This is a genomic window from Hymenobacter bucti (genome assembly GCF_042681145.1).
Lineage (GTDB): Bacteria > Bacteroidota > Bacteroidia > Cytophagales > Hymenobacteraceae > Hymenobacter > Hymenobacter bucti.
On sequence record NZ_JBHUFD010000002.1, the window covers coordinates 121,333 to 134,383 of the forward strand.

Genomic DNA, 13,051 nt, shown 5'->3' on the forward strand with positions numbered 1-13,051 from the left:
GGCGCGTCCCAACTTATACTTTGGGCCGTGCTACCTCGCTGGGCGCCTGCCCCAGCAGCTTCTTAAACACGCGGTTAAACGTTGATTTTGAGTTAAATCCGCTCTCCAATGCCACGCCCACCAACGAGTAGTGCGCCAAGCGCGGGTCGGCGAGCTTGCGGCGGGCTTCCTGCACCCGGTAGGTATTCACGAAGTCGTTAAAATTCTGCCCGCAGCCCGCATTGATGACCTTAGAGAGCAGCGCCGGGTGAGTGCGCAGGCGGTGGGCCAGCTCGGCCAGGGTCAGCTCGGGCTCTAGCCAGGGCTGCTCGTTGGCCATGAGGCGCAGCAGCTTGTCGCGCCAGGGCTGGAGCTCGGGCGGCAGCGCAGGGGGCGGCGCGTCGGCAATTGCGCCAGCCGTGCCAGCGGTGGTAACCCCGGCGGCTGGTGCGCCACCCGCTGGGGTCAGCAGGGCACCCGGCAGCGCGCCAACGGGGGCGCTCGGGGTAGCCGCCGCCCCCATTGGCGCGCTGGCCGCAGCAACGGGCGTGGGCAACGGCAGCGGCATACCGCTTGGCGAGGCCTCGGAGGCCTCGCCTACCCCAGCGGCGGGTTCGAAGCGCAACGGGCTGGTGGCGGCGGCGTAATTGGCCTGCACACCCACTATGATGAGGCCGTAGATAAGGACGCCGCGCAGCGCAAACAAGTACCAGGCCGCATCGTAGCTCAGGTCGAAGAGGTAATTGAGTAGCGTGCCGCCCAGGGCCAGCATCAGCACCAGTAGTTGCAGCACTAGCAGCTGCTGCAGCCCGGCAAACCGCAGCCGCTCAGAGTCCGAAAAGTTGTCGTCGAGGTAGCGGCGGTAGTGGCGGTAGTCGGCCAGCATACGTAGGCCATAGCGTACCAACAGGGCCAGGGCCAGCCAGTTAATGGGCTCGAACCAGTCGTCGCGCCAGGTAGCTGCCGCGCCCTTCGTGCCAAAAAAGTTGGGCAGCGCCTCGTGGTGCAGCCCCCGCCGCCAGCCTAGGTCAAGCAGAGCCACCCCGGCAAATAAGCCCACCTGCGCCAGCCCCGGCAGCAGGTGCCGCCAGGCCCGTGGCCCCAGCCGAAACTCCTGGTTGGTGAGGCTGCGAAAGTAGAGGTAGTAGCCCGGCCCCAGCAGCAGGCCCAGCTGCCAGGGCACGTAAAACATCACGGTCGAGTACCCATCGTGGCTATCAAACCAGCCCGCGTAGCCCAGCATCCACTGGCTTACGGTGAGCGTGGGCAGCAAAACCAGCAGCGCCAGCAGGGCATCGGGGGTACTGCCGCGCCGCCATGCCCGGCCCAGCAGCCACAGCGTAGCCACCGCCCCCGGTACCACGAAGGGCAATAGCAACGAGCTATGCGGGCCAAACTGAAAGAGCATGGCCGCGAAAGTACAGCCCTAGGCGCCGCCACGGCCAAACATTGCGCTTAGCTTTGGGGTAGTTGGGTCCATCCCCCTCCGAGCCCCATGCACATCCTGCGCCACGTCGACCTCACCCGCGTTTTCTTCGTTGATATCGAAACCGTGCCCGGCCACGCCACGCACGCCGAGCTACCGGAGGCGCACCAGCCGCTGTGGCAGAAATTCTGCGAAAAGCGCCACGCCAAGGAGCTGGCCGACGGCCTCAGCCACGCCGAATTATTCGCCCACGGCGGCCTCTACGCCGAGTTTGGCAAAATCGTGTGCATTTCGGTGGGCTACTTCCGCCATTTGAAAGATGAAACGCTGGAATTCCGGGTTAAGTCGTTTGCCGACGATGAGGAATGCACCGTGCTGCGCGGCTTTGCCCAGCTGCTGGGCGAGCGGGCGCCCTACGCCGCGGCCAGCCGCTACGCCAAGCTCGAAACTGCCGGCCCCGAGGGCTACTACCTCTGCGCCCACAACGGCCGCGAGTTCGACTACGGCTACCTAGGGCGGCGCATGCTCATCTGCGGGCAGGCCATTCCGCCCATGCTCGACGTGGCCGGCCACCGGGCCTGGGACTTGCCCCACCTGCTCGACACCATGGAGCTCTGGAAGTTTGGCGACAACAAAGGCACCATCTCGCTGCCGCTGCTGGCCGGCGTGTTCGGCATCCCGTCGCCCAAAGACGACATCGACGGCTCGCAGGTAGGGCAGGTGTACTGGCAAGACAAGGACCTAGGTCGCATCGTGGAGTATTGCGAGAAGGATGTCATTGCCACCGCCCGCATATACCTGCACTACGCCGGCCAGAAAGAGCTGTGGCCCGCCGTGCAGCTCACGCAGGTGCCGTGGCCAGCCGTGCCCGCCCGCGGGGCATAATTTCCTTTTTCCAAGTTCTTTGCCTACCTAGGGGCAGCCAGCCGGCTGCCCTTTTTTGTTGCTCATCCCATCCATCCGAATAAGCATAGCCCCCATCTTAATACTATTTATAATTTTTTCTTTCTGCAATTTTAAATTCAGGCAAAAACGAAGCAATCAATTTTTATCCCTTTATAATACCATTTAAAATCATATTTTGAGGCTAATTTTTGTGTTTTAACGATAGATTCTGAATTTTAATCCTATATTTGCTTCGCCAACGGATTTATTCAATTACTCCCCGCTGGCAAGTGCCCAAGCACTCTTGTTATACGAATAATTACAAAGCAGACGACTTAACGAATTCTGACACTCTTATTTTTTTACTTATATCAATCACTCTATTTACTATGCGTCTTACTTCTATTCGTTTATCATTATGGCTGGTTGGGCTGCTGGTTGGCTTGTCGGGCCAGCGGGCAGTAGCCCAGGTTACTGCTCCTAGCCAAGGCGGTGAGGTTAGCCTCGAATATGCTACAGCTACTACCCTGACGCTGAATTTTGGTACTACTGGTAATGGCCAAGGTCGGGTGCTGGCTATTGCAGAATCCTCGCAAGGTGCACCTGTACCATTACTCCCCGTTGATGAGCATTTTTACACCGCTAACGCTGCTTACGGACAAGGGAGCGCGCTCAATAGCGGCTTTATAGTTTACAATGGAGCAGAACATTCAGTCACGGTTACAGGCCTAAAAGCTAGTACGTACTATTATTTCATTAGTGCCGAGTATAACACTGATGGCTTCGCTATACGCTATAACTCAAACGGCATCAGTATGTCGACGGCTACTCGCAAAGCTTCTACAACCTCCGTTCCAAGCCCACTACCTGTCGAACTAATTTCCTTTACCGGAACTGTTGACGCGCACGATATTGCTACACTACATTGGAGTACAGCCTCCGAGCGCAACTCGGCTTACTTTGCCCTTGAGCGCTCCCTCGATGGAACCACGTTCACTGAGGCTGGGCGCGTAGCGGCGGCAACTATCAGCAGCCAAACCATCACCTATCAGTGGCCCGACCCTAAGCGCTTACTATCCCCTACCTACTACCGCTTACGGCAAGTTGACACCAATGGCACAACACAGTATAGTAATGTAGTAACCTTAGCACCCGCACCAACAATAGCTAAGCTCCTAGAAGTATACCCTAATCCTAGCGAAGGCAAAGTTATGCAATTACTATTGCAAGGATATAATGATGAACATCTTACAATACGAATTACTGATGCTTTAGGACGCACGGTAGCAACTCAAAGGCTGCATCCTGCCAGCGCTCAATACTTGGCACCACTTGCCTTACCGCCGGGCTTAACTGAGGGCACCTATGTGCTCACACTTGCCGGCAGCGGTAGCCCTATTCAAAAACGCATTATTGTATCATATTAGTTATGCATTATTAATTTGTTTTATAATATCTGTCTACATTTTATATGATAGTAGGTAATACTAGCTGTATCGTATAAAAAAAATTGCATACAAAAAAGGCTTCCCAGACATGGGAAGCCTTTTTTGTATGCAAAAAAACACAGCAACATATAATACCTGTTTTGTATCGCTTTGGATGATTCATACGACTAATAATACTATTCCTAATTGTACTTCCTACCAACTAGTGTTGCGCTTATCACCTGAAGAACAAACAGTAAGCTCAACTGTAACAAACTAACATTTTGTTGTACTACTTCAATTACATGTGTTGCTTATCGTATATTTGGCTGTCAATTCCTTCCTGTTATTTCTTGACATCATGCAAACATCTTTAAACACTCATTCTTTATCGCCATCTACTTTGTGGCAAAAAGTATTTATTCTCAGCAGGTTGCGGCTAATCACCAGCCTCATTCTGCTCCTTTTCATCGGGTCATTCAGCCAGGTATTGGCTAACGTGACTGTCGGAAGTAACAACGTTATCATTGGTGGCACCAACGCGTCCGTCAACGGTACTTACTACACCAACAGTTCGAACGCTGCGGCAACAAAGGGCGCCTTTACGGCCGTGACCTCACTAGGTACGTTTAACCGCACCACAGGTAGCTTACAACTGAGTGCTCAGGCAACTACCCGCCAGACAGGCAACGACGAGGTGCAGTCTGCGCAGTTGTTTTATCGGATTTACGCAACTGGTACAACTGCGCCTACAGTATACACGGCGCTAAATCTTGATGTTGTCACCCTTTCGGGAAATGGCAATAACATAACCAAAACTTGGACTGCCTCGGCTAACCCTACTAATCTGTTGACTGCGACCAGCGGAGGTACTACTAGTGCTGGGCAGACCTACGTATTAGACCTCTACTTTCAATTCGTAGCTGTCGATAACAGGAACAATCCTACTAACTATTTTGACAGGGATAACATCAATCCTTACCAAACTAGATTCTCAGTACAAGGTAATGCTGCTGCAAACTGGGTTGGCAATACTACTGATTGGTATACTGCCAGCAACTGGTCTACTAACGCTGTACCCAATTCATCTACTGACGTTAACATCACTCTGCTGCCCACTATCACAAGGTACCCTACTATTGCGGGTACAGGTCGAATAGCCCAGGCGCGTACTTTACGAATTGATGTCAGCCGCGCTCCAAACACTGCCATTCTCACCCTAAACTCGGGTGAACTACAGGTATTTGGCGATTTTCAAAATCCTAATGGCGGGCTCAAGCAGAACAACGGCGCGTTTACGCTAGCTGGTAGCACCCAGACGTTTGACGGCGCTTCGTTTACTGAGTTTCGCATTCAGGGCGGTGGGACCAAGACCCTTACCAATCGGATGGACGTTGTCAATTCGCTGACTTTTGTGAATGCGAACGGCGGCGGTATCCTGGCTACCAATACAACTAACTCTGAAATTTTCAATGTTGACCTAGGAACAAACGCCACAATATCTGGCGAAACGGAAACCAGCTATGTATTAGGCATTTTGCGCGCTCCTAATCGCGTGATTACTCGGGGCACTACCAATACGTTTGGTGGCATTGGCATAGAAATAAATTCCTCTCCTTCAGCACCCGAAGACCCTGGCTTCTCTATAGTGACCCGGCGCACGGGCCTAGCCTACACCGGCGCCGGCCCTAATGGCACGGGTGCGAGCGTTAAGCGAAGCTTTACCTTCAGCTCGATTGACAGCCCTAATGACCAAGTTTTCACACTCAACTTCCGGTACTTAACTACTGAGTTGAATGACTTGAACCCTGCAAGCCTAGGATTTTACCGCTCTGCAAGTGGTGTCGCTCCTTTCGACAATTTGAGCCGGGCTCGGAATAGCGCCAACCTGGTAGTTAGCTCTACCATCACTGGTACTCTGGCCGCTACCTTCACCTTAGGCGCTACCACTCTTCCGCTGCCCGTAACGCTGGTAAGCTTCACGGCCACCCCCACGGCCCAAGGCGCTGCCCTACTGCGCTGGACCACCGCCGTCGAAACCAACAACAAGGGTTTTGGCATCGAGCGGCAGCTAGCTAGCGGCGATACGTGGCAGTCGGTGGGCTACCTCGCCTCGGGCAATAACGCCACCGGCAGCACCTATGAGTATACGGATAAGAGCCTGAGCGTCGCTGCTTCCACTCCTCAAGCCTACTACCGCCTGCGGCAGGAAGACCAGGATGGCAAGCTCAGCTACTCGCCGGTGGCTGTGATAGCGCGCCCTGCCGTGGCCGCTTCCAGCGACTTGCTCCTGAGCCCCGTACCCGTAACGGGCGCTAGCCTCTCGCTCTCGTTTGCTGAGGCCGGCCAGGCCGGTACCGAAATCTCCATCATCAACACGCAGGGCCAACGGCTATTCAGCCAAACTACGCAGACCAGCTCCGATGCGGTGCTTAGCCTCCCCGTAGAGCGCCTGGCCGCTGGGGTCTATATCGTAAGCGTGCGCGTACCGGGCCAGGCCGTGCGCCACGCCCGCTTCGTAAAGCTATAGGGCTTCGCCTGTAAACGCAAAATGCGCCCGCTGACATTTCTTGTCGGCGGGCGCATTTTGCGTTTTGCCCCTGCCCTGGCAAGCACTGCTCATTAGGCAGTACTGGGGGCACACGCTGGGTACTGCTTGCCTTAGAAGCGGCTGCTAATCAGCCTCTCATATCAAGCTTATCTTTACCTTATACTTCTCGATATTTCTCGCCCCTGCATGCCCCCTCTCGTACGATGGCTCCCGCTGTTCGCCGTGGTGCTTACCCTAGCAGTAGCGGTGTGGCTCATGCAGCCGCCCCGCCCCCTAGGTACCGAGGCGCCCGCTTCGGTGTTTGCAGTGGGCCGGGCCCTGCGCGACCTAGCGATTATTGCCCGGGAGCCACATAGCCTCGGCACGCCCGCCAATGCAGCGGTGCACGAGTACCTCGTGCGCCGCTGCCGGGCGCTCGGGCTACGGGTTAGCTTGCAGGATACCAGCGTTTTCACGCTTACGGCGGGGCAGCTGGTGGGCGGGCGGGTACAAAATATCGTGGCGCGGCTGCCGGGCCGGCAACCGGGCGGTAAAGCGGTGCTGGTGCTGGCGCACTATGACTCGCAGCCCCATACGCCCGGCGCGGGCGACGATGGCGCGGGCGTGGCGGCCATGCTCGAAACCATCCGGGCCCTGCGGGCGGGCCCGCCGCTAGCCCACGACATTATCTGGCTGTTTACCGATGGCGAAGAAGCCGGCCTGCTCGGGGCGCGGGCCTACGCGGCCGACACCGCCCGCCTGCGCCGCGAGGTGGGCGTGGTGCTCAACTTTGAGGGCCGGGGCAACCGTGGGCCCAGCGCGCTATTTGAAGTTAACGCGCAGAACGGCTGGGTAATCCGCGAATTTGCGCGGGCCGCGCCCGTAGCTTTCGCGTCGTCGCTCTTCTACGAGGTATACCGCAACCTCCCTAACGATACCGATTTTACGCCCCTGCGCCAAGCCGGCCTGACGGGGCTGAATTTCGCGTATACCGACGGGTTTAGCCACTACCACAGTCCGGCCGACACCCCGGCGCACCTCGACCTAGGTTCCTTGCAGCACCAGGGAGCCTACATGCTGAGCTTGGTGCGGCACTTTGACACCGTGTCGCTAACCCAAACCAAGGCCCCCGATTATACCTTCTTCAACCCCATCGGCCACTGGCTGGTGTATTACCCGGCGGCCTGGAACCTACCCCTGACGCTGCTCACGCTCGCGGTGCTGCTGGCCGTGGCCGTGCTGGCCCGGCGGCGCGGCCGCCTAGGTTGGCTGGGCCTGGTGGGAGGCGCCGCCGCCTGGGTTGGGGTGCTGCTCCTGATGCTGGCCGCGGGCTACGGCCTGCTGGCGGGCATCGTGGCGCTGTATCCGCAGTACCAGGCTTTTTACTCAGCCGCCTTTTACAATATCCTGGCTTATCAAGTAGCTCTGCTGGCCCTGGGCGGAGCCGTTTTTACCGCTTACTACAGCTGGCTCGGTAAGCGGGTGCGGCCCGATGCGCTGGTGGGCGGCGCCCTGCTAATCGGGGCGCTGCTACTGGGGCTGGTGCAATGGCAGGCGGCTTCGTCGGCTTTCTTGCTGGTATTTCCGCTGCTGTTTGCCAGCCTAGGTTGGGCGCTGCGGCTGCGCCCGGCGGGGCCTGGTTGGGCCAAATTGCTTGGTGGGCTCTCGGTGCTGCCGGCCGCCGCTCTGCTGGTGCAGTACCTGTACTTTACCCTGATAATCTTTGGCGGAGGGCCGCTGGTGCTGGTGGCCCTCCTCTTGCTTGCACTCCTGCTGGGCTTCGGACTGCCGGTGCTGCTCCCCTTGCTAGGGCAGCGGTACGCCCTACCCGCCCTAGCGCTGGCGAGCGCCTTGGTTGCCTTGGTGGTAGGGCACGCCACTAGCCAGCCTACCGCTGCCCAGCCCCAGCAAACCCATCTTTTTTACACCCTGGCCGCCGACCAGGGCCGAGCTTACTGGCTCTCGGCCCTGCCCCGGCCTGATGCCTGGACGCGGCAGGTGCTTACGCGGCCGCACTACGGGCCGCTCCCAGCCGCGTTGCCGGGGGCTACCAGTCCCGTGCTGTACCAGGCGGCACCCCGGCTAGCCCTCGCCCCGCCGCAGCTACTCGTGCTCACTGATAGCACGCTAGCGGGCCAGCGCCATTTAAAAATTCTGGTGCGGCCCGGGCGAGCCGGTGTTCGCAGCATGCGCCTGCTGCCCGCGGGGCGCGGGCTGCAAGCCCTACGCCTGGCAGGCCACCGCTTGCCGCTTACCAACTTCACCGGCCCATCGCTCGCCATTACCTTTTACGCTCCGCACGCGGCGGGCGAACTGCTGGACCTGGAGCTAGCCACGGCCAGCCCCGTGCAGGTAGTCGTGACGAGCCGTAGCCTAGGGCTGCCCCCAAGTGCCGGGCTGCCGCCCCTATCCCGCACCTTTGTGCCAGCGCCGGGCTACGCCAGCTTTTCAACCCAGGTCAAGCAGGTTTTTACCTTCTGATTACCAGTTATCATCTACCGCCTTGCCCGTCATGGTCTGCCGAATGGCGGTGGCCTGCTGCCGGCCGCTGCGCTGAATGGCCTCAATGGTTGACTGAAGCACGGGCTTTGGGTAGCCGGCGTCATCAAACGTGAGCGCGTTGGGAGCCAGGTAGTTTTCGATGGGTGTCACTGCGCCCTGCCCGGTGCTACTGTCGAAGGCAAAGTTGGTAATCTGGTAGCGGAAGCGGCCGGGCTTCACTTGCACCGTCACGGTGCGCCAGAGCGGCACCTGCACGTTGGCCCCCAGGAAGTTCTGCATCACTAGCTCGCTGGTTTTACCAGTGAGCTTGCCCGCCGCCTCGTCCTGCGTTTCGATGGTCATCTTGGTGGGGCCGGGCGCCGTGGCAAACCACTTTTTGGCCCGCGCATACAGCACCGCCTGGGTGGCGCCGGGCACCTGCACCACGCCCTGGTACGATACTTTGCGCGTCAGCGAGTCCATCGGCAGGGGGTTTACCCACCCGTGGAGCTTCGGCAGTTTTACCTGAGCCTGCGCCGTGGTGAGGGCACCTAGCAGCAGCAGTATGGCAAGGAAATGTTTCATGGGCTGGCTACGCAAAGCCGTTGGCAATGGTTGATAAGGCGGGCCACTATGGCGAGCATCACTAGCTAAGCTACTTGCTACTAGTTATCTGGGTAACTGCCAACTAGCAACTACCTAAAGCAAAAAAGAAGCCCAACTACCGTCGGGCTTCTTTTTATTGGCAATTAGCCTAAGTGCTTAGTTTAGCGACGCTACGTCGATGACGAAGCGGTATTTCACATCGCCCTTCAGCATGCGCTCAAAGGCTTCGTTGATGTGCTGAATGTCAATCACCTCAATATCCGACATGATATTGTGCTCGGCGCAGAAGTCGAGCATCTCCTGGGTCTCGGCGATGCCGCCGATGAGCGAGCCGGCCACGCGGCGGCGCTTGGCAATGAGGTTGAACGCGTGCAGTTGCGGAGCCTCGCTGGGCACACCTAGCAAAATCATCGTGCCATCGAGGCGCAGCAGGTTCACGTAGGAACCTAGGTCAATCTGGGCCGAGATGGTGTTGATGATGAAGTCGAAGTAGTTGTTCACCGAATTAAGCTGCTCCTCGTCCTTGGTTACCACAAACTTGTGGGCGCCCAGGGCTTTGGCATCGGCTTCTTTGCCGGCCGAGGTGCTGAGCACCGTTACTTCGGCACCTAGGGCCACGGCAAATTTCACAGCCATGTGGCCCAGGCCGCCCAGACCCATCACGGCTACGCGGTGGCCGGGGCCCACTTTCCACTGGCGCAGGGGCGAGTAGGTGGTAATGCCGGCGCACAGCAGCGGGGCCACGCGGGCCAGGTCGAGCTTCTCGCTCACGTGCAGCGTATACTTTTCATCCACCACAATGCTCTGCGCATAGCCGCCGTAGGTGGGCTGGCCGGTCTTGATTTCGCGGCTGTTGTAGGTGCCCACGAAGCCGGTGGTTTCGCAGTACTGCTCCAGACCTTCCTGGCACGAGGTGCACTCGCGGCACGAGTCAACCATGCAGCCCACGCCGGCCAGGTCGCCTACTTTAAACTTCGACACGTAGTCGCCCACGGCCGTGATGCGGCCCACGATTTCGTGGCCGGGCACCATCGGGAAAATAGAGCCGCCCCACTCGTCGCGGATTTGGTGCAGGTCGGAGTGGCACACGCCACAAAACAGGATTTCAATCTGGACGTCGTGGGCGCCGGGGGCGCGGCGCTCTAGGGAAAACGGCTCGAGCGGAATATTGACCGCGGGGGCCGCGTAGGCTTTGGTAGTAGACATTATCTGGCTTGGTTTTAGGGAAGGGGGCCTACAAAAACGCCGTGGCCGCCCGGTGGCAGCTACGGCGCTTGAAGTAGGTAGTGGGTAGTAAACTGCCCTAGGCGGCCTTTGTTTGCGGAGCGGCCAGCGCCGCGGCTACCAGCTGCCGCATTCGGGCCAGCGACTCGCGGGCAAACCGCCGCTGGAGCCGCCGCCCAAACAGCCTGAACCCCAGCCAGTAGAATGGGTTACGGATGCGCCCGGTCTGCGACACGGCGTGAATGCGAAACTGCACCGCGCCGCTAGCCAGGTTTTTGTGGATGGTGAAGTCAATCTGCCCCCGCTCGAAGTGGCCCTCCAGCGTGCGATAGCCGTAGCCCCACACGCGCTCGGGGCCGGCAGGCGCGGGGCGGGCTTGCTCATCGGTCACCCCGCTCACCCGCACTCCAAACCAGAACGAGAAGCCCAAAAACCGCGCGTGCAGCAGCATCACGCGGTTTTCAAGCGGCGTGTCGGGGTTAAAAATGCCCGTAAGCAGGCTCGGCGGCGGGAAGGCGTAGCGCCGCAGCACGTCTTGCGCGGCCGCAAACGCGCCGTACGCTGCGGGCGGGCCGGGCGCCTCGGCGGGCAGGTCGGTGGCGTAGTCGTCGAGGCGCCAGCCGTTGGCGACGGTGTACTCATTCTGGCGCGCAAAATCGTAGTTGACTTTAGCGTCGGCATAGCTGGCCAGGCGGGCTTTGTACTGCTCCCAGAGCGGCGGCTTATTCATTTAAACAAGTAACAATGAGCAATTAACAATGAGCAGGCTGGCGGTCTTAGCTGCGCTGCTGGTCGGTGGCACCGCCGGGCGCGTGGTGCACCGTTTCGACTACTACGGGCCCTAGGGCCTGCCCGCCGCTGGCGGCGGCCACGCGCTCGCAAAACGCGACCCAGGTGGCCTCCTGCATCAGCAGCCCGCCCCCGATGGTATCGTAGGCAAACGCCACCAGCCCATCGCGCGAGCGGGCCCGCGACCGGATTTCGAACCGCAGCGTATCGGGCCGTTCATCGAGGTAGTGCGTCTCGAAGTAGATGCGCCCCGCCTCGGGGTGGCCTTCGAGGGTGATGAACTCGAAGGCGGTGGGCCCCACGTCAGTGACGCGCACGCTGCCATTCCAGGGACCTAGTATCTTGATGCTGAACTCGTCGCCCACGCGCAGCGGACCGCTTTGGACGGGCTCCTCCTTCTGGAAATCGGCCAGCAGCTTGGGCGAGAAATGTGGCAAGTCGGCCTGCACCTGCGCCATGAGCTGGGTGGGCGACAGGCGCGGGCGCGCCACGTCGAGGTAGTAGCGGCGCTCGAGCCAGGGGCCGGAGCCCGTAGTGCCGGGTTGTTCGGCGTGCGAATGGTCAGACACTTTTTTAGAATTATGAGTTATTAGTTGGCTGGGGCAACCTTCTTGTCCATCTACCCATATGCTGCTTTATGTTCGCTAATACCCTGAGAAAAGTTGCCTCGCCGGCCAACTCATACTTCCTAACTCTTAACTCTTAACTAAAAAAGTGGCCTACTTCCGTCCGCCCGGCCCGGCGCCCGACCCGGCGCTGGTGCGCAGCCTCACCCAGCAGCAGCACGAGCTGCACCAGCGCCTGCGCGCCGAGCCGCTGGCCCAGCCCCCGCGCCTGATTGCGGGCTGCGATTCGTCGTTTCCGACGCCCGACACCATTTTGTCGGTGTTCGTGGTCTTGCAATATCCCTCGCTCGAGCTGATGGAGAAAGTGTACAGCTACGGCCCGGTGCCGCTGCCCTACATCCCGGGCTTGCTCTCGTTTCGGGAGGCGCCCAACGTGGTGCAGGCCTTCGCCAAGCTGGTGAATAAGCCCGACGTGATTATGGTGGATGGCCACGGCGTGGCGCACCCGCGCCGCATGGGCATTGCGGCCCACCTAGGCGTGCTACTCGACATGCCCACGTTTGGCGTAGCCAAGAATAAGCTCACGGGCACTTTCGCGGAGCCCGGCCCCACCCGGGGCGACCACTCGCCCCTCACCGATACCCGCACCGGCGAGCTGCTGGGCCAGGTGCTGCGCAGCAAAGACCGGGTGCTGCCGCTCTTCATCAGCGCCGGCCACCGCTGCGACCTGCCCACCGCCACCGCGCTCACCCTAGGGTGCCTGCGCGGCTACAAGCTGCCTGAGCCCACCCGCCTGGCCGACCACTGGGCCGAGGAATTCAAGCAGGAAGTGCGCTAGCCCGGCGGCCGGTGTACCGTGGGCCCTGCGGGTCCGCGCGTCGAATGCGTTGCACGCGCGGACCCGCAGGGTCCACGGCACGCCGGGCACCCGCCGCTGGGCGAGTTGTTTGGGGCATTGGGCGGTAGAACCGACCCGTGGGTACCCTAGGAACGTTTATTTTCAGCCAGAAAAGGCAGAAGCGCAGCGGGCAGGCCGGGCGCCGGCTTTATCTTTGACTAGTTCGAGCTGGCCCCATGAATAGGCGTTGATTAGGTAGTACTAATTCTGGGTTTCGACCCGGGGTTAGCCCACCGCCAG

At 59.5% G+C, this 13,051-nt stretch carries 10 protein-coding genes; 5 read left to right on the plus strand and 5 right to left on the minus strand.

The window, feature by feature from the left end; translation table 11 throughout:
* Window positions 1-13 precede the first annotated feature (13 nt).
* Window positions 14-1,387, minus strand: a complete 1,374-nt coding sequence (locus tag ACFSDX_RS06480; protein WP_382312431.1) for a helix-turn-helix domain-containing protein — start codon at window positions 1,385-1,387, stop codon at window positions 14-16.
* A gap of 87 nt (window positions 1,388-1,474) precedes the next feature.
* Between ACFSDX_RS06480 and ACFSDX_RS06485 the strand changes: the two genes are divergently transcribed.
* From ACFSDX_RS06485 to ACFSDX_RS06500, 4 genes are all read left to right on the plus strand, one after another.
* The gene (locus tag ACFSDX_RS06485) at window positions 1,475-2,290 is read left to right on the plus strand and encodes a ribonuclease H-like domain-containing protein (RefSeq protein ID WP_382312432.1); all 816 of its coding nucleotides are present in this window, start codon (window positions 1,475-1,477) and stop codon (window positions 2,288-2,290) included.
* Between the two features lie 389 nt (window positions 2,291-2,679).
* Entirely contained in the window at window positions 2,680-3,717 is a 1,038-nt protein-coding gene (locus ACFSDX_RS06490; protein ID WP_382312433.1) for a T9SS type A sorting domain-containing protein, read from the plus strand.
* Between the two features lie 1,861 nt (window positions 3,718-5,578).
* Window positions 5,579-6,247 carry a T9SS type A sorting domain-containing protein gene (locus tag ACFSDX_RS06495; RefSeq protein ID WP_382312434.1) on the plus strand — a complete coding sequence of 223 codons (669 nt, stop codon included), beginning with the start codon at window positions 5,579-5,581 and terminating at the stop codon, window positions 6,245-6,247.
* A gap of 207 nt (window positions 6,248-6,454) precedes the next feature.
* Window positions 6,455-8,728: a M20/M25/M40 family metallo-hydrolase gene (locus ACFSDX_RS06500; RefSeq protein ID WP_382312435.1), complete on the plus strand. Its 2,274-nt coding sequence runs from the start codon at window positions 6,455-6,457 to the stop codon at window positions 8,726-8,728.
* Here ACFSDX_RS06500 and ACFSDX_RS06505 read toward each other — a convergent pair whose 3' ends face one another.
* The 4 genes from ACFSDX_RS06505 to ACFSDX_RS06520 form a co-directional block, all read right to left on the minus strand.
* Window positions 8,729-9,313: a DUF4468 domain-containing protein gene (locus ACFSDX_RS06505; protein ID WP_382312437.1), complete on the minus strand. Its 585-nt coding sequence runs from the start codon at window positions 9,311-9,313 to the stop codon at window positions 8,729-8,731.
* A 177-nt stretch (window positions 9,314-9,490) separates the two neighbouring features.
* Window positions 9,491-10,540 carry an NAD(P)-dependent alcohol dehydrogenase gene (locus tag ACFSDX_RS06510; RefSeq protein WP_382312438.1) on the minus strand — a complete coding sequence of 350 codons (1,050 nt, stop codon included), beginning with the start codon at window positions 10,538-10,540 and terminating at the stop codon, window positions 9,491-9,493.
* Window positions 10,541-10,637: 97 nt separating this feature from the next.
* Window positions 10,638-11,288: a DUF1990 family protein gene (locus ACFSDX_RS06515; protein ID WP_382312439.1), complete on the minus strand. Its 651-nt coding sequence runs from the start codon at window positions 11,286-11,288 to the stop codon at window positions 10,638-10,640.
* A 46-nt stretch (window positions 11,289-11,334) separates the two neighbouring features.
* Window positions 11,335-11,916: a DUF1990 family protein gene (locus ACFSDX_RS06520; protein ID WP_382312440.1), complete on the minus strand. Its 582-nt coding sequence runs from the start codon at window positions 11,914-11,916 to the stop codon at window positions 11,335-11,337.
* Between the two features lie 145 nt (window positions 11,917-12,061).
* On the opposite strand from ACFSDX_RS06520, the gene nfi reads away from it, so the two are divergent.
* Window positions 12,062-12,751, plus strand: a complete 690-nt coding sequence (gene nfi, locus ACFSDX_RS06525) for a deoxyribonuclease V (protein WP_382312442.1) — start codon at window positions 12,062-12,064, stop codon at window positions 12,749-12,751.
* Window positions 12,752-13,051 lie beyond the last annotated feature (300 nt).